Source organism: Streptomyces sp. NPDC107521 (assembly GCF_055598485.1).
This window is the reverse complement of the sequence record NZ_JBVKAT010000017.1, coordinates 139,865-165,324: the sequence shown is the minus strand read 5'-3', so window position 1 is coordinate 165,324 and position 25,460 is coordinate 139,865. Positions and strand designations below refer to the sequence as shown.

19 protein-coding genes are annotated in these 25,460 nt (G+C 75.8%); 4 read left to right on the top strand and 15 right to left on the bottom strand.

Annotated elements, in window-relative coordinates:
* Positions 1 to 311: 311 nt before the first annotated feature.
* Both ACZ7LB_RS24000 and ACZ7LB_RS23995 read right to left on the bottom strand, forming a co-directional pair.
* Positions 312 to 1,637, bottom strand: coding sequence for a M14 family zinc carboxypeptidase (locus ACZ7LB_RS24000; protein ID WP_471471005.1), 1,326 nt, complete (start codon positions 1,635 to 1,637; stop codon positions 312 to 314).
* 833 nt (positions 1,638 to 2,470) lie between these two features.
* Positions 2,471 to 3,022 carry an FHA domain-containing protein gene (locus ACZ7LB_RS23995; RefSeq protein WP_471471003.1) on the bottom strand — a complete coding sequence of 184 codons (552 nt, stop codon included), beginning with the start codon at positions 3,020 to 3,022 and terminating at the stop codon, positions 2,471 to 2,473.
* 377 nt (positions 3,023 to 3,399) lie between these two features.
* Here ACZ7LB_RS23995 and treZ point away from each other — a divergent pair, with 377 nt between their 5' ends.
* Positions 3,400 to 5,145, top strand: coding sequence for a malto-oligosyltrehalose trehalohydrolase (gene treZ, locus ACZ7LB_RS23990; protein ID WP_471471001.1), 1,746 nt, complete (start codon positions 3,400 to 3,402; stop codon positions 5,143 to 5,145).
* 492 nt (positions 5,146 to 5,637) lie between these two features.
* On the opposite strand, the gene ACZ7LB_RS23985 is transcribed toward treZ, so the two are convergent.
* From ACZ7LB_RS23985 to ACZ7LB_RS23925, 13 genes are all read right to left on the bottom strand, one after another.
* The gene (locus ACZ7LB_RS23985) at positions 5,638 to 6,705 is read right to left on the bottom strand and encodes an aminoglycoside phosphotransferase family protein (RefSeq protein ID WP_471470999.1); all 1,068 of its coding nucleotides are present in this window, start codon (positions 6,703 to 6,705) and stop codon (positions 5,638 to 5,640) included.
* Positions 6,706 to 6,752: 47 nt separating this feature from the next.
* Positions 6,753 to 7,883 carry a M24 family metallopeptidase gene (locus tag ACZ7LB_RS23980; protein ID WP_471470997.1) on the bottom strand — a complete coding sequence of 377 codons (1,131 nt, stop codon included), beginning with the start codon at positions 7,881 to 7,883 and terminating at the stop codon, positions 6,753 to 6,755.
* A 755-nt stretch (positions 7,884 to 8,638) separates the two neighbouring features.
* Positions 8,639 to 9,304 carry a PDZ domain-containing protein gene (locus tag ACZ7LB_RS23975; RefSeq protein WP_471470995.1) on the bottom strand — a complete coding sequence of 222 codons (666 nt, stop codon included), beginning with the start codon at positions 9,302 to 9,304 and terminating at the stop codon, positions 8,639 to 8,641.
* Between the two features lie 87 nt (positions 9,305 to 9,391).
* Complete coding sequence (gene cyc2 / locus ACZ7LB_RS23970; RefSeq protein ID WP_471470993.1) at positions 9,392 to 11,608, bottom strand: germacradienol/geosmin synthase Cyc2; 2,217 nt, start codon at positions 11,606 to 11,608, stop codon at positions 9,392 to 9,394.
* A gap of 383 nt (positions 11,609 to 11,991) precedes the next feature.
* On the bottom strand, positions 11,992 to 12,633 hold the full coding sequence (locus ACZ7LB_RS23965; RefSeq protein ID WP_471470990.1) for a ScbR family autoregulator-binding transcription factor: 642 nt from the start codon (positions 12,631 to 12,633) through the stop codon (positions 11,992 to 11,994).
* 374 nt (positions 12,634 to 13,007) lie between these two features.
* The gene (locus ACZ7LB_RS23960; RefSeq protein WP_471470988.1) at positions 13,008 to 13,964 is read right to left on the bottom strand and encodes an ABC transporter substrate-binding protein; all 957 of its coding nucleotides are present in this window, start codon (positions 13,962 to 13,964) and stop codon (positions 13,008 to 13,010) included.
* A 110-nt stretch (positions 13,965 to 14,074) separates the two neighbouring features.
* Positions 14,075 to 14,740: an ABC transporter permease gene (locus ACZ7LB_RS23955; RefSeq protein WP_471470986.1), complete on the bottom strand. Its 666-nt coding sequence runs from the start codon at positions 14,738 to 14,740 to the stop codon at positions 14,075 to 14,077.
* Entirely contained in the window at positions 14,737 to 15,441 is a 705-nt protein-coding gene (locus ACZ7LB_RS23950) for an ABC transporter permease (RefSeq protein ID WP_471470984.1), read from the bottom strand. Before ACZ7LB_RS23950 ends, ACZ7LB_RS23955 begins: the two co-directional genes overlap by 4 nt.
* The gene (locus tag ACZ7LB_RS23945; protein WP_471470982.1) at positions 15,438 to 16,751 is read right to left on the bottom strand and encodes an ABC transporter ATP-binding protein; all 1,314 of its coding nucleotides are present in this window, start codon (positions 16,749 to 16,751) and stop codon (positions 15,438 to 15,440) included. Before ACZ7LB_RS23945 ends, ACZ7LB_RS23950 begins: the two co-directional genes overlap by 4 nt.
* A gap of 264 nt (positions 16,752 to 17,015) precedes the next feature.
* The gene (gene msrB / locus ACZ7LB_RS23940) at positions 17,016 to 17,423 is read right to left on the bottom strand and encodes a peptide-methionine (R)-S-oxide reductase MsrB (RefSeq protein ID WP_471471042.1); all 408 of its coding nucleotides are present in this window, start codon (positions 17,421 to 17,423) and stop codon (positions 17,016 to 17,018) included.
* A 31-nt stretch (positions 17,424 to 17,454) separates the two neighbouring features.
* Entirely contained in the window at positions 17,455 to 18,852 is a 1,398-nt protein-coding gene (gene murC / locus ACZ7LB_RS23935) for a UDP-N-acetylmuramate--L-alanine ligase (protein WP_471470980.1), read from the bottom strand.
* A 123-nt stretch (positions 18,853 to 18,975) separates the two neighbouring features.
* Entirely contained in the window at positions 18,976 to 19,449 is a 474-nt protein-coding gene (locus tag ACZ7LB_RS23930; RefSeq protein ID WP_471470978.1) for an indole-3-glycerol phosphate synthase, read from the bottom strand.
* Between the two features lie 888 nt (positions 19,450 to 20,337).
* Positions 20,338 to 21,114, bottom strand: coding sequence for a pyrimidine reductase family protein (locus ACZ7LB_RS23925; RefSeq protein WP_471470976.1), 777 nt, complete (start codon positions 21,112 to 21,114; stop codon positions 20,338 to 20,340).
* A gap of 486 nt (positions 21,115 to 21,600) precedes the next feature.
* Between ACZ7LB_RS23925 and zapE the strand changes: the two genes are divergently transcribed.
* The 3 genes from zapE (at position 21,601) to ACZ7LB_RS23910 (ending at position 25,439) form a co-directional block, all read left to right on the top strand.
* Complete coding sequence (zapE, locus tag ACZ7LB_RS23920; RefSeq protein ID WP_471470974.1) at positions 21,601 to 22,707, top strand: cell division protein ZapE; 1,107 nt, start codon at positions 21,601 to 21,603, stop codon at positions 22,705 to 22,707.
* Positions 22,708 to 22,812: 105 nt separating this feature from the next.
* Entirely contained in the window at positions 22,813 to 23,601 is a 789-nt protein-coding gene (locus tag ACZ7LB_RS23915; RefSeq protein ID WP_471470973.1) for a slipin family protein, read from the top strand.
* A 461-nt stretch (positions 23,602 to 24,062) separates the two neighbouring features.
* Entirely contained in the window at positions 24,063 to 25,439 is a 1,377-nt protein-coding gene (locus ACZ7LB_RS23910) for an alkaline phosphatase PhoX (protein WP_471470971.1), read from the top strand.
* Positions 25,440 to 25,460: the final 21 nt, after the last annotated feature.

Below are 25,460 nucleotides of genomic sequence, written 5' to 3'. Positions count from 1 at the left end.
CCGTAGGGGCCTCGGGTCCCGTAGGGGCCTCGGGTCCCGTAGGGGCCTCGGGTCCCGTAGGGGCCTCGGGTCCCGTAGGGGCCTCGGGTCCCGTAGGGGCCTCGGGTCCCGTAGGGCTGTAGGTCACGGAAGGCCGTGGGTCCCGTAGGGCCATGGGCCCTGTAGGCCCCGCGGAACGGAACCCCTTGGGGCCCGTGGGTCCTGCGGGGGACGGCCCGGAGGCGGCCGGGAGGGCGGTGTACGGACGGACGTACCCGCCCCCTACGGGTCCCCCGGAGAGGGCCGCCCCTCCCCGGAGGGCCGGGCCGGGATCACTCCAGGCTCAGCGGCACCGCGGCACCGGGCCCCCGGCCGGGACTCCCCGTAGGGGACGCCTCCCGGTCGCGGCGGGCGGCGAGCTCGAAGGCGGCGAGGACGACCCGGCTCTGGTACTCGACCTGCCGCGCGACCGGTATCCAGCGGGCGCCGCAGCCGTCGTGGTAGTCGGCGCACCACTCGTCGACGGCCGCGTCCAGCTCGGGCAGCACCGCCGCCGGGTCGCGTCCGGTCCGGGTCACCAGCTGGTGCAGCAGCCCCGCGGTGCGCAGCGCCAGCCGCCGCCCGGCGAGCCGCAGCGCGACCAGATGGGCGGTGGTCATCGGGGGCAGCGCGCGATCCGTCCCGTCGTCGGTACCGGGGTCCCAGGCGTCCGCCAGCCGGGGGGAGACCAGCAGGTAGTCGTCGACCGGCGCGAGCAGCCGGGCGGCGTCCGGGCCGGGCGGGACGTGCGGCCGCAGCCGGGCGAGGAGCCGGTGCAGCCGCCGGGTGTCGCGGCGCAGGGCGTCGCTGACGGTGCGCAGCTCCGCGTCCCGGTCGTCCGGGGGCGATCCGTCCCCCACCGTGGCGACGCCCCACATCGGGGCCTCGACGACGGCGGTGACCGTGCCGTAGCGACGCGGGTGGCACCACGTCGAGTCGACGGCCGCCTCGGTGATCGCGGCGGTGAAGTCGCCCTGGCGGGGCAGCGGGATGCGGTACAGGGCGGGGCCGAGACAGGGCCAGTACAGGGTGTCGTAGGAGCCCAGCTCGCGGGGGATGCCGAGACGGGCCGCCGCGAGGGCCATGCGGTCGGCGAGACCGGGCAGGTCGTGGGTCAGCTCGGCGAAGCCGCCGCCCACGTCGACGCCGTGCAGCGAGCACTGGAGGAACGGGCGCAGCTCCGCCTGGAGCCGCAGCAGGGTCCGGGTCTCGGGCAGGGTCGCGCGGTCGGGGCCGTCGGGCAGCCACTCGGGCTGCTCCAGAAAGCCGGGCCGGTAGAAGTTCCGGGCGTAGCGGCCGAGGGTGTACGGGCCGGTCAGCCAGCCCTCGTTGCGGCGCAGCCCGTCGGGGTCGGCGCACAGCAGCAGGTTCCACGTGGCGTCGGCGCCCTCGGTGAGCCGGGGGTCCTCCAGCGCCCGTTCGGCCAGCCGCAGGACGGTGGCGCCGCCCACGGGTTCGTTGGCGTGCGGCCCGGCGACGACGAGCACCTGGCGGCTGCCGCCGCCCACGGAGAGCAGCAGCATCGGGGCACCGGCACGGGAGGTGCCCACGCGGCGCAGCCGGGCCTGCCGGGGATGGCGTTCGACGAGGTCGGCGGCCCGGTCGCCCAGCTCGTCCACGGTCGGATAGCGCAGGATCGGCGGCAGAGCACACCTCCACGATGCGTGCCGTCGGGTCACCTGGTGTGCTCGGTGTACGCACAGTCAGTCACGACTTGGCAGGCGCGTCAACACCTTGAAAGGCAAAGGGTCATATGCCAACACGGCCCGAGTCGCCCCCGCGGAGCCCCTCGGGGGACGGGGAGGGGACGGTTCCGGGAGGACCCGACGGCACGGCGGGACCCGGGGGCGGGCGCGGCGCGGGCCCGGGGGCGGGCGCGGGCCCGCGAGGCCGGGAAGGACCGGGGCGGACGCGACGGACGGGCGCCGGTGCGTGCGGGGCCCGGTACGGGCGCCCGCCCCCGGGCCGGAGCCCCCGACGGCGGGGGCCCGGCGGGATGCCGGTGCCACCCGGACCGGGGCCGGACGCACTGATGGGTGGAGGGCGGACGGACCGGCGTGCCGGGCAGGCGGAAGGCCGGCTCGGCCCCGGGCCGGGGGCTCACGCGGCGGGTGCACGGGAATGCCCGGCCGGTCCCCGCAGCCGGGCCGGACGGGGCATGCCGTACGGGCGGGAGGTAGGCGGGCGGGCACACGCGACCCGGCGGAGGGCACCCCTACGGGCCGAGGCACGCGCACGCGGGCGCACCCGCGGGGGGCCGTGGCGCTGGACGCCGAGGACCACTACGACCACGCGGGCGCACGCGCGAGGAGGGGCCGGGCAGCGGCCGGATCCGGGAGGGGCAACCTGGCAGCGGCCGAATCCAGGGGGCCGCGGGGTGTGCCGTGCCGGCCGGGGGCCCGGAGAGGTCGTGCCGGGAGGGAAGGGCGCGGCGGGGACCCACCGCTCCGGGTCAGCCCGCGGAGAGGCGGAAGGACATCCGCCCGAACCCGATCTGGTCGCCCTCGCGCACCACCGCCGCGCCGATCACCCGACGGCCGTTCACCGTCGTGCCGTTGGTCGAGCCGAGGTCCCGCAGCACCCACATCCCGCCCTGGAGGGAGAGTTCGGCGTGCACCCGGGAGACCGTCTCGTGGGTCAGCCGCAGCCCGTTGGCCGGGTCGCGCCCTATGCGCAGCGCCCGGCCGGTGCCGGGGTGCGGCAGCAGCAGCTTCGGCAGCCGCTCGGCCTGCCACGCCCTGCGCAGCCGCACGGTGAAGCCGGAGACCGCCTCGACGCCCCCGAGCACCAGCCGCGACAGGCGCCGCTCCCGGGGCAGGTCGGCGGTGAGCGCGGCCAGCTCGTGGGAGTGGTGGGCGGCCAGGGCCAGTTCCATCCGGCGGATGAAGGTGTCGTGCGACAGACGGCCCATGGCGACGCCGTCCCGCAACGCCTTCAGCGCCTTGTCCCGCTCCGCGTCGGACAGGCGCGCGGGGTACGTGTTGAACTCGAAGGACGACGTCACCCTGGTGATTCTCGGTCAGCCGCGGCGGGGTGTCCAGAAAACCGGAGAACAGCGCCCCTCCCACCACCCCGGGCCCACGCCCCACCACCGCGCCGCCCGCCACAGGGCCCCGGCCGTCCCACCACCCCTCCCCCCCCCGCCCGGCCGTCCCGCGATCCCGCCGGGCCGTCGCCGACCCGCCACCGCGGCCCGCGCACCGCCGTACCCGCACCGCCGCACCCGCACCCGGAGCGCACCGCGCTCCCCCGTCCCGCCCCCTCCGGTACCGCGTCCGGCCCGGCGGCCCGCGCGAACGGCGGCATTCGAAGGCGGATCGCCCCCGGGTGCAGGACCATGGACGGACGAGACCACGGTGAGCGGCCGAAGGGGAACCGTCCGTGCAGTTCGAGGTGTGGGCACCGCGGGCCGACCGCGTGACGCTGGTGTGCGACGGGACCGGGTACGCCCTGGAGCGCGATCCGGAGCGCGCCGGCTGGTGGTGCGGCCGGGCCCCGGCACGGGACGGTTCGCGCTACGGCTTCTCGGTGGACGGCGGCCCGGTGCTGCCCGACCCGCGCTCGCGGCGCCAGCCGGAGGGCCCCGACGGGCTGAGCGCGGTCGTCGACCAGGGCCGCCACACCTGGCGCACCGAGTGGGCCGGACGGCCGCTCCGGGACGCGGTCCTCTACGAGCTGCACGTGGGCACCTTCACGCCCGGCGGCACTCTGGACAGCGCCGCCGAGCGTCTCGGCCACATCGCCGGACTCGGCGTCACCCACGTCGAGTTGATGCCCCTTTGCCCCTTCCCCGGCCGCCACGGCTGGGGGTACGACGGGGTGTCGCCGTGGGCCGTGCACGAACCGTACGGCGGGCCCGCGGCGTTGAAGCGCTTCGTCGACCGGGCGCACGCGCTGGGCCTCGGCGTCGTTCTGGACGTGGTCCACAACCACCTGGGGCCGTCCGGCAACCATCTGCCCGCCTTCGGACCGTACTTCACGGACACCCATCGCACGCCCTGGGGCGCCGCCGTCAACCTGGACGCGCCCGGCTCCGACGAGGTGCGGGCCTACCTCGTGGAGAGCGCCCTCTCCTGGCTGCGCGACCACCGCCTCGACGGGCTGCGCCTGGACGCCGTGCACGCCCTCGCCGACACCCGCGCCGTGCACTTCCTGGAGGAGCTGTCGACGGCCGTCGACGTCCTCTCCGCCGAGCTGCGCCGCCCGCTGTTCCTGATCGCCGAGTCCGATCTGAACGACCCCCGGATCATCACCCCCCGCGGCTACGGCGGACTGGGCGTGCACGCGCAGTGGAACGACGACTTCCACCACGCCCTGCACACCGCGCTGACGGGTGAATCACAGGGCTACTACGCCGACTTCGCGCGGGACCCGATGGCGGCGCTGGCCAAGACGCTCTCCCGGGGCTTCTTCCACGACGGCACCTACTCCTCCTTCCGCGGCCGCGGCCACGGACGCCCGCTGGACCGGGGGCGGGTGGCCGCGCACCGGCTGACGGGCTACGCCCAGACCCACGACCAGATCGGCAACCGGGCCCGGGGCGAACGGCTTTCCGCCCTGGTCTCCCCCGGGCTGGCGGCCTGCGCGGCGACGCTGACGCTGACGGCGCCGTTCACGCCGATGCTGTTCATGGGCGAGGAGTGGGCGGCGGGCACCCCCTGGCAGTACTTCACCGACCACACCGATCCCGCGCTGGCCGAGGCGGTGCGGCGGGGCAGGCGGCGGGAGTTCGCCGCGCACGGCTGGGCCGGGGACGAGGTGCCCGACCCGCAGGACCCGGCGACGCGCGACCGCTCCGTCCTCGACTGGTCGGAGCCGGAACGCGAGCCGCACGCACGGATGCTGGCCTGGTACCGGCGGCTGATCGCCCTGCGCCACGAACTGCCGGACCTCGGCAACCCGGACCTCGCGGACACCAGGGTGGCGTACGGTCCCGGGACCCGCTGGCTGGCCTTCCGGCGCGGCGACGTCCGGGTCGTCGTCAACCTGGGCCCCGACGAGGCCGCCGTCCCCCTGGGCAGCAGGGCCGCGGCGGTGCTCGCCGCGTGGGAACCGCTACGGGGGCCAGACGAGGACGGGATGCTGCGGCTGCCGGGCGAGTCGAGCGCGGTACTGCTCCAGGAGTGACCCGCGCCCCACGACCCTCCGGACGGAGCCGGGCGACGGGTGCGGGCGCAGCCCGGGGTGCACGCGCCGAGCCCGGGGGTGCGGGCCGAGCCCAGGGGTGAGGAAGCAGCCCGGCGGTGAGGACGCAGCCCGCTGGAACTGCGACCCACGCCGGAACAGGCTCTCACCGGCCCGGAAGCCCCCCGTGGACTGAGCACGGCAGGACGGCCCCGGCAGAAGGCGGACGCAGGACCCCGCGGACACGGACTCGACGGCAGGACACGGAGCCGGTGGTACGGGCGGGGCCGGCGGGTCCGGGAGGGGACGGACGAGAGCCCGGCCGGGCTCCGGGCGAGGCACGGCAGGAGCGCGCCCGGCACGAGCACGGCCGGAAGCGGGCGCGGGCGCCGACGGCCCCGGCGGGACCGTCCCGGCGAAGGGGCCCGCGGCCGGGCCCGGCTCCCCCGCCGGGGGCTCCCGTGCGCCGCTCCCTCCCGTCCCCGCCGGGGGCTGCTACGCCCCGTCCCCGTCCTCCCCCTCGCCCGGCTCGGTCACCCGTTCCAGCAGGATCGGTTCCCAGGCGCGGCGCAGCCGGGCCCTCGGCCGGGGCGGGGCGGCGGCGGGACCCCTGGCCAGGGCGTCCGCGAGCTGGACCACGGTGTCGCAGCGGGCCAGCCACAGCCCGCGCAGACAGAAGCGGGCGCCGTAGCCCGCCAGTGTGGCGGCGCGGACGGCGGCGGGCGATCCGACGGAGGCGGCGAGCCCGGCGATGTCCTCCGCCGGGTCGCCCAGCACCGCGTCGGCCCAGCCGAGGACCCCGCGCACCCGGCCGTCGGCACGGACCACGAGGTGCTCGCCCGACAGCGCCCGGTGGACCAGGACGGCGGTGCCCGGCGGGGTCCCGAGCCGCGCCGTCGCCACCCTGCCCAGCCGCTCCCGGTGGGCGGCGTCGAACTCGTCGGCCTCGGCCAGCCGTCCGGCGGCCTGCTCGGCGGACCGGCGCAGCACCTCCAGGGAGCGCGGCGCGGTGAGCGGCACGCCGAGGGTCGCGGCCCGGCGGACCGGCACCTCGCGCAGCCCGGTGAGCAGGGCCGCCAGGTCGGCCTCCCCGACGGCGGAGACGGAGTGCTCCTCGGCCGTGCCGCCGGGCATCCCGGTGTCCAGCGTGTACGGCAGTCCGGGCGCCCACTCGCCGTGCGCGACGCTCGTCGGCACCGCGACGGGGAGGTACGGCCGGACCAGCTCCCGCAGCCGCAGCTCGCGCCGCCGGAGCGGGGCGGTCTCGGGATCGAGGGCCAGGCGCAGCACATGGCGCGGGCCGACCCACCAGGTGGCGGCGGGCCCGTCGCCCCCGCGCGCGGGCCGGACCTCGGGCCCGTCGCCCCCGGCCTCCCCCGTCCCCGCACCGGCGCCTGCCGCGCCCCCGGAGTCCGCGTCATCCGCCCCCGCGTCCCCCGCCGCCGGCCCGACCCGCGCGGTCTCCGCGCCGCCCGGCGCGTCCCTGCCCGCCGGTCCGTCCGCGAGGAGGGAACGGACCAGCCGGCGGACGGTGTCCGCGGTGGGTTCGGGGGGCTGGACCATGCTCGTGCCGTCGTCCTTCGGTGCTCGGTGGGGCGGGGCGGGACGGGTCACTCCACGACGACCAGCTCCCGGGTGGTCCCGTTCAGGCGGCGCCCGCCGTCACCGGTGACGGTGACGATGTCCTCGATCCGCACCCCGAAGCGGCCCGGCAGGTACACCCCCGGCTCGACGGAGAAGCACATGCCCGGCACCAGGGGCTGCTCCTCGCCCTCGATCATGTACGGGGGCTCATGGGTGGTGACGCCGATGCCGTGGCCGGTGCGGTGGATGAAGTACTCCCCGTACCCGGCGGCGTCGATGACCGCGCGGGCGGCCCGGTCCACCTCCTGGCAGGCGACGCCGGGCCGCACCGCCCGGAACCCCGCCTCCTGCGCCTCGCGCACCACGTCGTGCACCCGGCGCTCCTCCTCGGTGGGTTCGCCGACGTGGACGGTGCGCGAGGTGTCGGAGCCGTAGCCGTCCTTGAGGCCGCCGAAGTCGAGGACGATCATGTCGCCGTCCTCGATGACCCGGTCGCCGACCTCGTGGTGCGGGTTGGCCCCGTTGGGACCGGAGGCGACGATGGTGAAGTCGACCCGGGAGTGCCCGAAGCGCAGCAGCAGGGCGGCCAGGTCGGCGGCGACCTCGGACTCCCGGCGGCCGCCGAAGCGGACCCGGCGGATCTCCTCGAAGGCGGCGTCGGCCGCCGCGCCCGCCGCGGCCAGCAGTTCCAGCTCGGCCGTGTCCTTGACGGCGCGCAGCATCGGCAGGGCGTCGGTGAGCGAGGCGTACGAGGTGTCCGGCAGGGCCCGTTGCAGGCTCAGCAGGTGCATCGCCCAGGCGTTGTCGCTGACCCCGAACCGCCCGGCGCGGTCGAGCAGCTCGGCGGTCCCGGCGTACGGGTCCCTGCCGTCGGTCCAGTCCCGCAGGGTCAGGGCGGGCGCTCCGGCGGCCTTGGCGGCGTCGGGCGCCTCCAGGGCGGGGACGACGAGGACGGGGGCCCGGTCGGGGACCAGGACCAGCAGGGTGAGCCGCTCGGTGACGGCGGTGGGCGCGTAGCCGGTGAGCCAGACCAGATCGGGCCCGGGCGCCACCAGCAGTCCGCCGAGCCCGGCGTCGGCGGCGGCCCGCGCGGCGCGCTCCATACGGGCCGCGTAGTCGGCGGCGGTGAAGGGGGCGACGGGCGTGCTGCCGGTCATCCGGAGCCTCCTGACGGGGAAGAGGGCCTACGGGCAGCATCCTGCCCGTCCGCCGCGGCCGACGCGAGCCGGTCACCGCACCGGGGCCGCGCGCCGCCCCCGATCCCCTCCGGGCCTCCCCCGATCGCGGGAGACCGAACGGAGGACGGCCCGTACGGAGCGGAGCGACGCCCCCGCCACTCCCCCACGCCCCCGGCTCCCCAGCCCCACGGGTCCACCGCGGTCCGGCACGGCCGGGGCGGGACCGGTCCCGTCACCAAGGGGCTCACCGGCCCGGCGCGGTCCCGCCCGGCCGGGGCCGTGGCCCGCCCGGGTCGCCGCGGAGGACCGGCCCGGGGACCGTTCCCTGCGGACACGCCTCAGCCCCGGCCCCCCGGGTCCCCGCGTGGCGCTCAGCCCGGTCCGCCCCGACCACACCGTGATGCGCCCGGCACAAGGACGGCTCCCCCGGACCCGCCTCGGTCCCGCCCCGCCTCGGTCCCGCTCCCCCGAGGCCGCTCCGGAGCCCGGTCCGGTCCGGCTCCAGCCGCCCGCCTCCCGACCGGGCGCGCGGGCGGCGGTGAGGCCGCTTCCGGGTCCGCGTTCACGTCCGGACCGGCGGGACCGGCGGCCTCCTCGGACGGGAGCCCCGCCGGAGACGGTCCGGACGAGCCGCGGCCCGGTGGGACAACGCCCCCGTCGGACGGGGGCCCGGTCGGGACGGGGACCGGCGGACGGCGACTCCGCCGAGGGGCGCCCCGCCGGGCCGCGCCCGGTCAGACGATGACCCCGGGAACGGCCCTCACCTGCTGGTAGACCCCGCTGGGATGGCGCACCGTCAGGGTGACCTCGTCCCCCGGTCTGGCGCGGGCGACGGCGTGGGCGAGGTCGGCGGCCGTGTCGATGCGGTCCCTGCCGAGCGTCAGCAGCACGTCGCCCCGGACCAGCCCCGCCGAGTGGCCCGGGCCGGGCACATGGACGCCGACCACCAGCGCGCCCGGCTTCTCGTCGTCCACCACCTCCACGCCGAGCGCGGCGGCGGTCGCGGCCGGTGCCGGGGTCCCGGGCGGCGTCACCGCGGCACGGGCGTCCGCCGGGGGCCCCGGCATCCCCGTCGTCCCCGCGGCCTCCGCCGCCTCCGGGGGCCCGGCCGCCGGGGCCGCCGCCCGGTGCTCCGGGCCCCGGAGCCCGGTGTGGGTGACGCCCAGCGTGCCGAGCCCGACGCCCGCGAGGAGCAGCACCGCCGCGGCGAGCAGCCCGCACAGCACCCCGGTGACCCGGCGCCCGCGCTCCCGGCCGGTGCACGGGCACGGCTCCGGTCCGGCGTCGGGGTACGGTCCGGCATCCGGGTCCGGGCCGACGTCCGGGAACGGGCCGGGCACGGTGGCGCTGCCCGGGTCCCGGCCCGGCATCGGCTTGGGTCGCAGTCCACTGTGTTCCATGGTTCGCCTCCGCCAGTGCTCTACCCTGCGCACCGGGGTGCGACGAGCCACGAACGAGTGAGACCGCCGGTTCCCTGCTCCGCCGCGTCAGCCGTGCGACAGCGCCGGGACCATCCCCGCCGGGGGACCCGGAATCCGGAACCCCGTCGACGGCACGGGCACCGCGGGCGCGCGGTCCGGCAGGAACCGGTGGGTCCGCCCGGCCAGGTACTCGGCCGTGTACCGGGGCACGCTGCGGTGCCAGTTGAGGATGCCCGCCATCCAGTTCTGCAGATCGGTCACATAGCCCGCCATGACCGCCCGCGCCTCCTGCGAGAGCTGGAAGTCGTCGTAGACGACGGGCAGTTCATGCGCCACGACGTGCTCGAACTGCCGCATGCGCTGGTTCATCAGGTCCTGTACGACGGGCAGGGCGGTCGGATAGTCGATGCCGAAGAAGTTCTGCACGACCAGGACCGCGTTGTGCACCTCGCCCTCGTACTGGATCTCCTTCTGGTACGAGAACACGTCGTTGAGCAGGCAGGCGAAGTCGATCGCCGCGTTCTCCAGGGAGCGTACGGGGCCGCTGCGGTACACGTCGGGCGGCACGGCCGGGCCGTGTCCCGCGCGGCACAGGCCCAGGGTGAGGTCGGAGCCGAAGGTGGCGCGGCGCATCTCCAGGTAGTCCACCGGGTCCGGCACCCGATGCTGGATCTGGTTGGACAGCTCCCACACCCACGCCTCGGTCATCACGTCGACCGCGGCCCGCAGGGGGCGCCGCTGCTCGGGCGTCATGCCCGCCGTGGTGCGCTCCCACAGGTCGATCAGCGAGCGCTCCATGGCGTTGGCGGGCGGCGGGACCGGCTCCCCGTCCAGCGGCATGCAGGCGGAGAGGCGGGCGGTGGTCAGCCGGGCGGCGGCCAGGTCGCGGCGGTGGCCGTAGACCAGCGGGTAGTAGTCGTCGCCGTAGGTGCCGAAGGCCAGCCAGTCGGAGGCGAGGTCGAGCTGGTCCTGGGTGGCGTCCGGGTCGAGACCGGCCGCGCACAGCGGCAGGTCGCAACTGGCCAGCTTGTCCTCGTCCCAGACCCCCTCGGCGAGGATGCCCATGCGGTGCGACCACTCCAGCAGGTGCCGCCGGGAGCCGTCGAGCGCGGGGCTGAGCGTGAGGGGGTAGGGCATGCGGATCTCGGGGATGACCGAGGGGCCGACCTCGGGGTACGGGACCTGGGTGTGGGCGCGGACCCGGCGGGCACCGGCGGCGGCGAGCAGCGCGCCCACGTCGGCGGCGGAGGTCCCGGGGCCGGACGGGCCCTCCCAGGGGGAGCCGGAGCGGGCGCCCTTGTTCATGTAGCGGCTGGAGCGCATGTGCCACTCGTGGCCGCCGGCCTGCCAGTCCTGGAGGCCCTTGGCGTACTCCGCGACGGCGGCGACCTCGGCGGGCGCCAGCCCGTTCTCCAGGGCGACGGCGGGCACCTCGGTGAGGGCGGTGTGCTCGAACTGGTGCAGCCGGGAGGTCAGTACGTCGTTGACGGTGTCGGCGGCCTCCTGGGTGGTGCAGCCGAAGAAGGTCTCCAGCACCAGCACGCCGTTGCTCAGCTCGCCCTCGTCCTCCACCTCCCGCTGGTAGGAGAACAGGTCGTTGCGCAGGTGGACGGCGTCGGAGAAGGTCTCCATCAGGACACGCAGCGGCCGGGACTCCGCCACGGAGGCCGGGACCTCCGAGGCCGCGTACTCCACGAGCCCCGCCGACCAGGGCGCGCCGCCGACCTTGCGGCGCATCTCGATGTACTCGACGGGGTTGGCGATCCGCCCCTCGTTGATGTTGGACAGCTCCCAGAGGGACTCGTTGAGCAGATGCTCGGTGGCGACGGCGAAGCGGCGCCGCCAGTCGGCCGACATCGCCGGGACGGTGCGCGTCCAGAGGTCGGCGAGACCGGCCTCGACCGGGTTCTCCGGCTCGGGCATCCCGGCGCCGAGGTCGAGCGGCATGAACAGGGGCAGCCGGTCCAGGTGGGCCTTCCCGGCGACCCGGTCCTGGGAGCGCTTGAACTTCTCCAGGAAGTGGTCGTCGAAGAAGAAGACCCACACGTACCAGTCGGTGATCAGGGAGAGGGCCGGTCCGTCGCAGTCGGGATGGGTGTAGGCGCAGAGCAGACCGTAGTCGTGCGCGTCGAGATCGGACTGCTCCCAGACCCCGGACCCCTCCAGCATGCCCATCTCGCGCGCCCAGGCGGTGGAATGGGCGCGGGCCTCGTCGAGATGGGGATTCAGCCGCGCGGGGTGCGGCATGTAGAAGTGCGGGAGTTCGAAGGGCTGTTGCGTCATGGGCGGGGCACTACCCAGGGGTTTCCCCGTGCATCCACCGGGAGGCACATGATCACACCATCGCGTGAATCATGCGGGAAACCGGGAACTTTCGCGGACCACACACTCGTACTCACGAGTTCCCCAACCGAACCCTCTCGCGCGGGCGTTCGCCCGGGGCATCCCCGGTGTCCGAACCGCCCCGCGCGGACGCGCACGGAACCGGCGGCGCCCGCCCGGGTGCGGACGCACCGGGGGACGGCGGACGCGGGCACCGGCGCGGGAGCGCCGGGGAGGCCCGGGAAGGCAGGACGGGAACGGGACGGAACACTCGGCGCGGAATGCCCGCCCTCAGGACGAACGAGTGAAGTCCCCCGAGGATGCGGGGACTTGAGCAAGCACCCCTACGGCATCTCCCGTTCGAGCCGTGCCGCCAGGGTGAGGTAGCGGGCGCGGCGGGTCACGGGGACGAGGCCGCGGATCAGGAGGTGCCACATCTCGGCCATCCGGCGCGGCTGCCGCGCCACCGGCTCCAGGGATCGGCCCACCACCCGGGTGCCGACGAAGGAGCAGACGAGGGTGTGGGCCACGGAGTCCACGTCGATGTCGGGATGGACGTCGGACTGCCGTACGGCGTCGACGAGCCGAGCGGAGGTGAGGTCCAGCCACTCCGTGAACGGGTGGCGCAGCGGCGGCCGTACGCCCACCCCCTGGGTGGCCAGCCGCAGTCCGGCGCGCAGCACCGGGCCCTCGGCGGCGAGCCGGGTGACCCCGAAGGTGAGGCGCATCAGCGCCTCCAGGGAGGTGTAGCCCCTGCCGTCCAGCTCGGTCGCCAGCCGGCGCGAGGTGGTGGCCTGGAGCTCCAGGATGGCGTGGGCCAGGTCCTCCTTGGCCGCGAAGTGGAAGTACAGGGCGCCCTTGGTGACGCCCGCGTGCTCCACGATCTCGCCCAGACTGGTCGCCTCGTAACCGTGACGGTCGATCAGATCGGCGGCGGCCCGGACGATCGTGGCGCGCGTCTGCTCGGCGCGTAACTGCCTCGCCATCGGCTGAACACTCCTGAGCTGGGACCCGGCACTCGGTGCCGGTCGCGTTGACCCCCCGTACACGATAACTCACCATCCGATGAACTCTCAGATCGCCCGGCGTTCGTCCGCCGTCCGCCCGGCCGGGGTGCCCCGGACCTCGGTACAGCGGTGCGGGCGGCCCCGGTTGACGGCGTCCACCACCCCCTGCACGAGGGGGTGCGTCTCCCGGTCGGAGCGGTGGGCCGGGCCCGGGCGGGAGTGGCGCGCCGGGGTCCGCCCCGACCGGCGCGGCATCCGGCCCGCCCCGGCCCCGGCGGACGGTGGCCGCCGGGACGGGTGCGGGTGCGGACGGGTGTGCCGGGACGGGCACGGGTACGGGTACGGGTACGGGATCAGTCCAGGCCGACCGACTTCAGCCAGTCCTTGGCCACGTCCAGCGGGTCCTTCTTCTCCAACTGCACCCGGGCGTCCAGCTCGCGCAGCGTCTCGGTGTCCAGCTTGGCCGAGACGTCGTTGAGCGCGGCGGCGCCCTCGGGCGGCAGTCCGTCCTTGCGGACCAGCGGGGTCACCTGGGCGAAGCCGAAGAGGTTCTCCGGGTCCTTGAGGACGACGAAGCCCTCCTTGACGATGGCCGGGTCGGTGGTGAAGACGTCCGCCGCCTGGACGGTGTTCTTCGTCAGCGCGGACTGGGTCAGCGGCCCGCCCGCGTCGAGCGCCTTGAAGGACTTGAACGTGAGCCCGTAGACGGACTCCAGCCCCTTGAGGCCCTGCCGGCGGGTCTGGAACTCGGGCGAACCGCCGATCACCAGCCCGGGGGCGATGTCCTTGAGGTCGGCGAGGCTCGACCCGGAGGTGAGGCCGTGCTTCTTCGCGGTGGCCGCGTTGACGGCGACCGAGTCCTTGTCCTCGGCCGGGGAGGAGGTGAGCACCGTCAACTCCTTGTCCAGCTTGGCGCGGACGGCCTCGTTCACGGCCTCGGCGGAGTCCTGGGCGGCCTTCGGGTCGAGATAGGCGAGCAGGGAGCCGTTGTACTCCGGCAGCACGGTGACCGCGCCGTTCTTCATCATCCCGTAGGTCGTCTCGCGGCTGCCTATGTTGTGCTTGTAGTCGACCTTGATTCCCTTGGCCCGGAGCGCCTCGCCGTAGATGTCGGCGAGGAGGGTGCTCTCGGCGAAGTTGTTGGAGCCGACGACGACGGTGCCCTTCGCCGCCTTGTCGCCGGCCAGGGGGTCGGAGGTGTCGGAGGAGGAGCAGCCCGCGAGGAGCGCCGTCGCGGCGGTGAGCGCGACGGCGGCCGCCACGCCGGTGTGCCTGGTGCTGGTCCTGCTGCGCTTCGCGGAAGGTGTCATCCACCGATCCAAACGATCCGGCGCTCCGTCAGTCAAGCCCCGTCCCACGCGCCCGCCCCGGGCGCCCCCGCCCGCCGCGCGCCTGCCCGCCGCGACGCCGTCCCCCCGCGTCACCGCCCGCGCACCCCCGGCGACACGGCCGCCCGGCCGACCGCCCAGAACAGCGCGAGGGTGACCAGGGCCAGGGCGGCGACCAGGGCGGCACCGCCGACGACCTTCTCGTAGTCGCGCTGGTAGAGGCCGTCGATGATGTACCGGCCGAGGCCGCCCAGGCTGACGTAGGCGGCGATGGTGGCCGTCGAGACGACCTGGACGGCCGCCGAGCGCAGTCCGCCGAGGATCAGCGGCAGCGCGACCGGCAGCTCCACCTGGAGCAGCACGCGGCTCTCGTGCATGCCGAGGCCCCGCGCGGCGTCCACCGGCGCCGGGTCCACGGAGCGCACCGCCTCGTAGGTGGTGACGAGGATCGGCGGCACGGCCAGCACCACCAGCGGGATCATCACCGGCAGCAGGCCGATGCCCACCACGACGGCGATCAGCACCAGCAGCCCGAAGCTGGGCAGCGCCCGCGCGGCGGTGGCCACCAGGGCGACCGCGTTGCCGCCGCGCCCGGTGTGACCGGTGAGCAGCCCCACGGGCAGCCCGATCGCCGCCGCCAGGCCGAGCGCGAGCAGCGTGTACCCCACGTGCTCCAGCAGGCGGTTCGGGATGCCGTCGTAGCCCTGCCAGTGGGCGGCGTCGCCGAGGAAGGCGCCGACGAAGTTCAGGACGTTCACCGGGCGGCCCCCTTCGCCCCGGCCGCGTCCGGCCGCGCGGCGCCCGTCCCGGGGCGGCGGGCGGCGCGCGGCATCCACGGCGTCAGCAGCGTGCGGGCGAGCACCAGGACCGCGTCGCAGGCGATGGCCAGGACGGCGGTGGTGAGCACGGAGTTGACGGCCAGTTCGGGCCGGTCGTACTTCTGGGCGTCGGCGAGCAGGTTGCCGAGGGCCCCCTGGTTGCCGATCAGGGCGCCGACGCTGACCAGGGAGATGCTGGAGGCGGTGGCCACCCGCAGCCCGGCGAGGATCGCGGGCACCGCGATGGGCAACTGCACCTGGAGGTAGCGCCGCAGTGGTCCGAGGCCCAGCGCGGTGGCCGCGGCCAGGGTCTCCCGGGGCACCGAGCGCACCCCGTCGACGATGGCGGGCACCAGCACCACCAGGCTGTAGACGGCCAGCGGGATCATCACGGTCAGTTCGGTCTGGCCGGTGTAGTCGATGAGGACGACGAACACGGCCAGGGACGGGACGGCGTAGAACACCGTCGTCACGCCCAGCACCGGGGGGTACAGCCAGCGCAGCCGCACGCAGAGCTGGGCCAGCGGCAGCGCGAGCAGCAGCCCGGCCAGGACCGGCAGCAGTGCCTCGCGCAGGTGCAGGCCGATCAGCCCGGTGTAGGTGTTCTGGAGGTCGCTCGGGATGTCGAAGAAGCCGTTCACGGGGCGACCCCCGCGCCGTCGGCGTCCCCGGCGCCGGAGCCCCCGGCCCCGCCCGCCGTGACGGCACCACCGTCCCGGCCGTCACCGTCCCGGCCGTCGCGGTCCCGGCCGTCACCGTCGCGGCCCGGGCCGTGATCGTCGCCGTCGCGGTCCCCCTCCGCGCCGGTGCGCCCGTCCCCGTCCCGTCCGGCGGCGCGCGCCCCGCGGACGGCCTCGCCGATGGCCTGCTGGGAGACCACGCCGGTCACCCGGCCCGCGTCGTCCACGGCGACGGCCCAGCCGGTCGGCGAGAGCACCGCGGAGTCCAGGGCGACCCGCAGCGAGTCGGTGCCGGGCCGGAACGGCCGCCCGTGGGGCAGCAGCCGGTCCACCGGGACGTCACCGGCCACCGGCGCGTCCGGTCCGGCCCAGCCGAGCGGGCGCCCCTCGGCGTCGGTGACCAGCAGGTGGCCGTCCACCGGGGCGGGCCCGGCCACGGGCGGCGGGACGGCACCGGCGGCGGTCCGCTCCGGGGCACCGGCCCGGACGACCGGGGCGGTGGTCAGTACCAGGTCGGCCGAGGAGAAGAAGGACAGCCGCCGGATGCCCCGGTCGGCGCCGAGGAAGTCCTCGACGAAGGCGTCGGCCGGATCGGACAGCAGGTCTGCGGGGGCCGCGAACTGGGCGAGCCGGCCGCCGGTGCGCATCACCGCGACCCGGGTGCCCAGCTTGACGGCCTCGTCGATGTCATGGGTGACGAAGACGATGGTCTTGCCCAACTCATCCTGGAGGCGCAGCAGTTCGTCCTGGAGCCCCTTGCGCACCACGGGGTCGACGGCCGAGAACGGCTCGTCCATCAGCAGCACCGGCGGATCGGCGGCCAGCGCCCGTGCCACGCCGACGCGCTGCTGCTGCCCCCCGGAGAGCTGGTACGGGTAGCGCCGGGCGAGCGAGGCGTCCAGGCCGACGCGCTCCATGAGTTCCGCCGCCCGCGCCCGGTACGCACGGCGCCCCCAGCCGAGCATGCGGGGCACGGTGGCGATGTTGTCGAGCACGGTGCGGTGCGGGAAGAGACCGGCGTTCTGGATGACGTAGCCCATGGACCGGCGCAGCTCGGTGACGGGGCGGTCCCGGATGTCGGCGCCGTCGAGAAGGATGCTGCCCTCGGTGGGGTCGGTCATCCGGTTGATCATGCGCAGGGTCGTCGTCTTGCCGCAGCCGGAGGGGCCGACGAGGACGGTGATGGAGCGGTCGGGTATCTCCAGGGACAGGCGGTCCACGGCTACCGTGCCGTCCGGGTACCGCTTGGTGACTGACGCGATCCGTATCAAGACGCGGGGTGTCCTTCGGTCTGGCGGGAGTCGCCCGCGCCGGCCCCGGTCCGCCGGCCGTCTCCGGCCGGGCGCGAACGGCGGCCGCCGGGGCGGGCCTGCTGCGGGCCGGGCCCGCTGTTCGGGGCCTCTCCTTCCCCCTGTCCGGCCGTTCACACCGGCCTTGCGACGGGTGCGGCCCCGGCGTCGGAGCCGGGGCCGCGGGGGGTGTGGCGAGGTGGTGGGGTGGTGGACTGGTGGGAGTCGGTGCCGGGCGGGGCCCGGTCAGTCGCCCGTCGGCGTCAGCCGCAGGGAGACGCTGTTGATGCAGTACCGCTGGTCGGTCGGGGTCGGATAGCCCTCGCCCTCGAAGACGTGCCCCAGATGAGAGCCGCAGCGGGCGCAGCGCACCTCGGTGCGGACCATGCCGTGCGAGCGGTCCTCGATCAGCTCGACCGCGTCGGTGTCCTTGGGGTCGAAGAAGGACGGCCAGCCGCAGTGGGAGGCGAACTTCGTCTCCGAGGTGAACAGTTCGGCGCCGCAGGCGCGGCAGTCGTACACCCCCGCGGTGCTGGTGTCCGTGTACTCACCGGTGAAGGCCGGTTCGGTGCCCGCCCGGCGCAGGACGGCGTACTCGCCCGGGGTCAGCTCCGCGCGCCACTGCTCGTCCGTTTTCTCGACGTCGTACGCCATGGTCATCAGCCTCTTGTCCGCGTTGTTCCGCTTATTCCGCCGTGTCCGACAGCCGGTCCAGGATGCGCGGTCCGAGGTCGGTGACGTCGCCCGCGCCCATGGTGAGAACGAGATCGCCGGGCTTCGCCATTCCCGCGACGACGGCGGGGGCCGTCTCCTTGTCGTGGACGGCGGTGACGTCGGCACCGGCCGCGCGGGCCGCCTCGACGATGACGGCGCTGGTGACGCCGGGGATCGGGTCCTCGCGGGCCGGGTAGACGTCGAGGACGACGGAGGCGTCGGCCAGGGCCAGGGCGGTGCCCATCTCCTTGCCCAGTTCCCGGGTGCGGGAGAAGAGGTGCGGCTGGAAGAGGACCAGGATCCGGGCGTCGCCGGCGGCGGGGCGCATGGCCTCCAGGTCGGCGGTCATCTCGGACGGGTGGTGGGCGTAGGAGTCGACGACCTGGACCCCGGCCGCCTCGCCCTTGAGCTGGAGGCGGCGCTTGACCCCGGTGTAGGCGGCCAGCGCGGGGGCCGTCTCGGCGGCCGGGATCCCTAGGGCCGCGGCGGCGGCGAGCGCGGCGACGGCGTTGTGGGCGTAGTGGCGGCCGGGGACGGAGACGCCGAAGGTCAGCTCCTCGCCGTCGATCAGCACGGTGACCTCGCTGCGGAGGCCGTGCGGGACGACCGAGAGGATGCGCACGTCGGCGTCCTCGGACTCCCCGTACGTCACCGTGCGCACCGAGCCGGCCAGCCGCCGGGTCAGTTCGCGGGCGCCCTCGTGGTCGGCGGAGACCACCAGGGTGCCGCCGGGGACGATCCGCCCGGCGAAGGTCTCGAAGGACGCGTGGATCTCGTCCATGGAGGCGTAGTTGGCGTGGTGGTCGAGTTCGACGTTGAGGACGACGGCGACCTCGGGGGCGTACTTGTGGAAGCTGCGGTCGCTCTCGTCGGCCTCCGCGACGAAGATCTCGCCGTCGCCGTGCAGGGCGTTGGAGCCGGGGGCGTCCAGGTCGCCGCCGATGGCGTACGAGGGGGAGCGGCCCAGCGCGTCGAGGGTGACCGCCAGCATGGAGGTGGTGGTGGTCTTGCCGTGCGTCCCGGCGACGGCGATCGGGCGCAGCCCGTCCATCAGGGCGGCCAGCGCGTCGGAGCGGTGCACGACGGGGATGCCCAGCTCGGCGGCGCGGGCCAGCTCCGGGTTGTCCTCGCGGATGGCGGAGGAGACGACCACGCAGCTCGCGTCGTCGGCCAGGTGCCCGGCGGCGTGGCCGATGTGCACGGTGGCGCCCAGGGCGCGCAGCGCCTCGGCGGTGGCGGAGTCCCGGGCGTCGCTGCCGGCCACCCGGGCGCCGCGCTGGGCGAGGATCTTGGCGATGCCCGACATCCCGGCGCCGCCGATGCCGATGAAGTGCGGTCGGTCCATGGCGGTAGGAAGGCCGGGTGCCATGCGCTGTTCTCCCCAGTGGTGCGGTCGCTGCTACGACGGTGGCGCCGCCGGCCGCCGGTGCGACGGGGCCCCGGCGGCGGTACGACGGGTGGGCGCGCCCCCGCCCGGGAGCGCGGCCCCACCCTATGCCTTGCTGTGGGAGAACAGTTTCAGGACCGGCACCCCGACCTCGTGGCGGGCGCGGGAGGCCCAGTCCCGGTGGAAGAACTCCTCCACGTAATGGGGGTCGGTGAGGACGATCACCTCGTCGGCGCGGGTCTCCCGGACGAGGTTCTTGAGGGCCTCCAGGGGATGGTCCTCGATCAGCCGGCCCTCGGCGTCGGCACCGGCGGCGCGCAGCGCGGCGAGCGAGACCTCCAGCGCGCGGCGGCCGATGCTCAGGGCCTCCTCGCCCTCGGGGGTGCCGCCCTCGCGGACGGCCTCGTCCAGTTCACCGAGGGCGACGTCGTCGATGGCTCTGAGCAGCCGGTCGGCCTGGTCGCCGCGCGGCTGGAGCAGGACGTGGAAGGCGACCGGCTCGTCCCCGTGCAGGGTGGTGACGAACTCCACGTCGACGGAGGTCAGGGCCTTCTCGATCATCAGAACGCTGGTGAACACCAGACGCCCCCTTCTGCTTCCGGGGCCCGTGGGCCCGCTCTCCGCAAGCCGTGGCGCACAGACCTGCGGAAACCATTTTTCCCCGTGATCGCACGGGTACTGCCGGATTCAGTGTGCCCGGCGCGGCTTAAACGGAACGGTAGATTCCGCCTTCATTACCGGAAGTGCGGTACCACCCGAACCCGCGTCCGGACCACGCCGTGCGACCTGGGACGGAACGAGGGGGCGGGTGGGGGTGTACGGGATGCGCGCCGGGGGGCGGGGGAGCCGGTGCGAACGGGGCGGGGCCCACCCCGGGCGTACGGGTGGGGCCGGGGCCCGAGGCGGCGGGGCGTACGGCGCGGGCGCGGGGCGTACGGGGGTCGGCACCGGACGGTGGGAGCGGGGCCGGGCGGGTGGCACCGGCACGAGGCACACGGCGGTCGGCACCGGACGGTGGGAGCGGGGCCGGGGACGGGCTACCGAGGCGGTCGAGCGGGACCGGGCATGGGAACGGGGCCGTCCGGAGCCGCCACCGGGCGGGACGGCCGAGCAGGGCGGGGCCGAGGCGGGGGAACCGGGCTGCGGTGAGCCCTGGGCGGGAGCCAGGGGGGGCCGACGGGTGAGGCCGGGCGTGCGGCGCCAGGGCCGGACCCCGACGTACGGGAGGGCCGGGAGGCGGGTCCCGGCGCGGCCCGGTGGCCCGAGCGACTCAGGACGCCCAGGGAGCCCGAGATGGCGCGGGACGCTCGGGATGGCCCGGGGGAGCCCGAGGTGACCCGGGGGAGCCCGAGGTGGCCCGGAGTGGCTCCGGACGGGGCTCTGAGCCGGGCCGACGGAAGTGGTGGACGGCAGGCCCCGAGGGCGGCGGAGGACGGGCCCCGCCCTCCTCGGGGCGCGAAGGGCCGGTCAGGCGCGCCGGTAGCGGCCGAAGAGGAAGCCCTGCTCCTCCAGGAGGGACGACAGGACGAACCGCCGGGGCACCTCCACCGGGGGCCCGCCCGCGATGCGCTGCGCGGCGCCCCCGGTCAGCACCGGCGCGAGGGTCAGGCACATCTCGTCCAGGACGCCGGCCGCGATGAACTGGCCGAGCAGCCGGGGACCGCCCTCCGTGAGCAGCCGGGTGTGGCCGAGTCCGGCCAGGGCGCTCACGGCGCGGGCCGGGTCCACCCCGGCGCCGTCCCCGGCGACGACCACCCGGGCCCCGGCCCGCTCGGCGGCGGCCACCCGGGCGGGGTCGGCCGCGGCGCCGGTCAGGATCAGCGTCGGCACCAGCGGCGAGGTGAACAGCGGAAGGGTGAGGTCCAGGTCCAGGCTCGCGCTGACCACCGCGATCACCGGCGCGGGCCCCTGCCCGGCGGCCTCCCGGCGGGCGGCGAACTCGGCGCGGGCGCGGGCCGGGCGGTACCCCTCGCGGCGGACCGTCTCGGCACCGGCGACGACCACGTCCGCCAGTGCCCGCAGGGTGCCGAAGATCCGCATGTCGGCCGCGCCGGAGATGAGCCGGGAGCGGCCGTCGTGCTGGGCGGCCCCGTCGAGCGTGGAGACCATGTTGGCGCGCAGCCAGGCCCCGGCGCGGCCGTCCGGCTCCGGATAGGCGTAGGCGGCGGCCAACTCGTCGAGGCTCCACTCGGGGCCGGACCCGTCGTCCGCGGTCGGCTCGCTCACAGGAAACAGGCGTCGCATGCTCCTCAGTCTCCCACCGCGAGCCCCACGCCTCTCCGGCACCACCGCCCCGCGGCCCCTCCTCCCCCGGATCCCGTCGGCCCCGCGACCTCCGCCACCCTGGAGCCACCGCCGCCCCGGGCGCCGCGCCTCGGCATCCCTCCGGCACCACCACCCCGCAGCCCCTCCCCCGCAACCCGCATACCCCTTCGGCCTTCGGCCCTCCGGCCACCGCAGCCTCCGGGACCACCGCCATCCCCGCGCACCGGGGCGCCACGGCGCAGGCAGCACGTACCCCCTCGCCCCGGAGCCCACCGACCCCGGCGGCTTCCGCGCCCCGGAGAGGTCGGCCACCGTCCCCGTCCCCGGGGCCCACCGCACCGGTCCCGCTCCTCCCGTGCCCGGGGACGCCGTCGGCCCGCCCCGGGGCCCGCGCCCCGCCCCACCGCTCGCGCGGGACCGGCTGCCCGCCGGGGGGCCGGGGCCGAGGGCCTACCATTGGGCACCGTGTCGTCCTCCTCCCCTGCCCCCCGCAGCGCCCCGATAGCCACGGCCTCGGCCCCCTCGTCCCTGTGCGCGCGCGAGCCCCACGTGCCCGCGGACCGGCTGGTGGCCGAGATGGTGCCGCCGCCCCGCTTCGACTCGGTCCGGTTCGGCACCTACCTCCCGGACCCGAACCAGCCGAGCCAGAGCGAGGCCGTACGGGTGCTGGAGGGCTTCGCGGCCGGACTCGACGGCGTCCCCGCCGGGGGTGCGAAGCGCGGCTTCCTCGGCCTGGGTCGGAGCAGGGCACCCAAGACCCCCGCCGGGCCGCGCGGCGTCTACCTCGACGGCGGCTACGGCGTCGGCAAGACCCACCTGCTGGCCTCGCTCTGGCACGCCACCCCGGCGGAGCCGTCCCGCAAGGCCTTCGGCACCTTCGTGGAGCTGACCAACCTCGTCGGCGCCCTCGGCTTCCAGCAGACCGTGCGGACCCTGTCCGGGCACCGCCTGCTCTGCATCGACGAGTTCGAGCTGGACGACCCGGGCGACACCGTCCTCGTCTCCACCCTGCTCGGCCGCCTGGTGGACGCCGGTGTGGCGCTCGCCGCCACCTCCAACACGCTGCCCGGCAAGCTGGGCGAGGGCCGCTTCGCGGCGGCCGACTTCCTGCGCGAGATCCAGGGCCTGTCGGCCCACTTCCGCGCCCTGCGGATCGACGGCGAGGACTACCGCCACCGCGGTCTGCCGAAGGCGCCCGAGCCGTACTCCGACGAGCAGGTGGCCCGGACCGCCGCCGCCACGGGGGGCGCCTCGCTGGACGACTTCACCGCGCTCCTGGACCACCTCGCCCGGGTCCACCCCAGCCGCTACGGCGCCCTGACCGACGGCCTCACGGCGGTCTGCCTCACCGGGGTCCGTCCGGTGCCCGACCAGTCCACGGCGCTGCGGCTGGTGGTCCTCGCGGACCGGCTCTACGACCGCGAGGTGCCCGTGCTGGCCTCCGGCGTGCCCTTCGACCAGCTGTTCGGCGAGGAGATGCTGAAGGGCGGCTACCGCAAGAAGTACTTCCGGGCGATCTCCCGCCTCACCGCCCTCGCCCGCGACGCGGCCCGCCTGGTCGACGCCCCCTGATCCGTCCCGCGCGGGGGTGCGGGGGCGCGGACGTGGCCCCGCCCCCGCGATCGGGCATATCGTGAGAGGAGCGGACGGAACGGACCTCTGAGCGAGGGAGCCGCCATGCTCCAGATTCTCCTGATCGTGATCGCCGCCGCGATCGGTGTCGGTTTGCTCTACGTCGTCTCGGCGGCGCGGATCGTCAAGCAGTACGAGCGCGGGGTGGTCTTCCGGCTCGGGCGGCTCGCGGGCGAGGCCCGCCCACCGGGCTTCACCCTGGTGGTCCCCTTCGTGGACCGCCTGCACAAGGTGAACCTCCAGATCGTCACGCTCCCGGTGCCCGCGCAGGAGGGCATCACCCGCGACAACGTCACGGTCCGGGTGGACGCGGTGGTCTACTTCCGGGTCGTCGACGCGGCCAGCGCGCTGGTCAAGGTCGAGGACTACCGGTTCGCCGTCTCCCAGATGGCGCAGACCTCGCTGCGCTCCATCATCGGCAAGAGCGACCTGGACGACCTGCTCTCCAACCGCGAGAAGCTCAACGAGGGGCTGGAGCTGATGATCGACAGCCCGGCGGTGGGCTGGGGCGTGCAGATCGACCGCGTCGAGATCAAGGACGTGTCGCTCCCCGACACGATGAAGCGGTCGATGGCCCGGCAGGCCGAGGCCGACCGTGAGCGGCGGGCCCGGATCATCAACGCCGACGCCGAGCTGCAGGCGTCCAAGAAGCTCGCGGGCGCGGCGGCCGAGATGTCGCAGCAGCCGGCCGCGCTGCAACTGCGGCTGCTCCAGACCATGGTCGCGGTGGCCGCCGAGAAGAACTCCACCCTGGTGCTCCCCTTCCCGGTGGAGCTGCTGCGCTTCCTGGAGCGCTCGGGGGCGTCCGGCAGCACCACACGGGATCCCGACTGACGGGAGCCCGTGCGGGATCCCGATCGACGGCTCCCGCACGGGCTCCCGCGCCTCGCCCGCCACCGATGCGCACCGGCCCCCGGCCCGCGCCGCCCGGCTCCCGAGCGGCGCTCCGCCGGTTCCGGGGCCGGTGCGCACCCCGTTCCGGCGGGGCGGACCGGACGACACGGGGCGGGACGGAACGGGGCGGGGCGGGGCCGGGCCACGGGTGCCGCGGCTCCCCGGCCCGGCGCGCGGAGGCCGTCACGCCCCCGCCCCCGACCCACCCCCCGGTACCACCCCGTCGGCCCCGTACCCGCCCGCGCCGCGCCCCGTCGCGCCCCTTCCGCGTCCCCGGCCGTGCTCCTTCCCCCACCCCTCCCGCGCTCCTCCCGCGCCCCGCGCGCGTCGTTCCGGTCACACGGACGGCAGGTGATAGACACGGCGGGTCACAGTCCTGAGCCCGGCAGGAAGGCCCGCCCATGCCCGCGACCCGACGTCAGGTCCTCGCCTCGACCGGCGCGCTCGGCGCGGCCGTCGCCTTCACCGGGGCCCTGGGGGAACTCTTCGCGGGCTCCCCCGCCGCCCGGGCACTCGGACGCGCCGGGTACGGGCCCCTGGTCCCCGACCCGGACGGCCTGCTCGACCTGCCCCGGGGCTTCCGCTACCGGGTGCTGTCCCGGGAGGGCGACGCGCTGCGCTCGGGCGAGGGCCGGGTCCCCTCCCGCCACGACGGGATGTCGGCCTTCCCGTCCCGCCCCGGCCACCCGGCCCGCACCTTCCTGGTCCGCAACCACGAGAACCGCGCCGACGCCCGACTCCCCGTCCCCCATGTCGAGGGGCTGACGTACGACCCCGGCGGCAAGGGCGGCTGCACCGTCCTGGCGCTGGACGCCGGGGGCGGGGTGCTGTCCGAGCGGGTCGGCGTCGCGGGCACCGCCTGGAACTGCGCGGGCGGCCCCACCCCCTGGCACACCTGGCTGACCTGCGAGGAGACCGAGGACCGGGCCGGCACCAACGGATACGAAAGGGACCACGGCTTCGTCTTCGAGGTCGACCCCGCCGACCCGCACCGCACCGGCGCCGTCCCGCTGACCGCGCTGGGCCGCTTCCAGCACGAGGCCGTCGCCGTGGACCCGGTGCGAGGGGTGCTCTACGAGACCGAGGACGCCTTCGAGCGGCCCTTCGGCCTCTTCTACCGCTTCCTGCCCGACAGGCCGCTGGGCGGCACCGGCTCGCTGCGCGCGGGCGGGCGGCTCCAGGCGATGCGGGTGCCCGGGGTGGGCGACCTGTCCACGGTGCGGGAGACCGGCACCCGCTTCGACGGCGTCGAGTGGATCGACGTCCCCGACCCCTCGGCCGCCACCGTCCCCGTCCGCCACCAGGACTTCGGCCCCGCCGGGATCACCCACGCGCAGAAGCTGGAGGGCTGCTACTGGGGCGGTCGGTGCGTCTACTTCGTGTCGTCCTTCGCCCGCAGCGCGGAGGGCTCCGGGGCCGACCACCACGGGCAGGTCTGGCGCTACGACCCGGTGGCGCGGCGGCTGACCCTGGTGGTCGTCTTCGGCCCCGGCACCGACGTACGACTGCCCGGGGAGGCCCCCGACAACATCTGCCTGGCGCCCGGCGGCGGGCTGATGGTCTGCGAGGACGGCGAGGGCGCCCAGCACGTCTTCGGCCTGACCCGGGGCGGCGAGGTGTACGCGATGGCCCGGGGGCGGCAGAACATCGGCACCCCCGAGCGGCCGGAGTGGGGCGAGTTCGCCGGGGTCACCTTCTCCCCCGACGGCGCCACCCTGTACGTCAACTGCTACATGCCGGGCACCACCTTCGCCGTCACCGGCCCCTGGCACCGCTAGGGTCTCTCGTTTGGATCATGC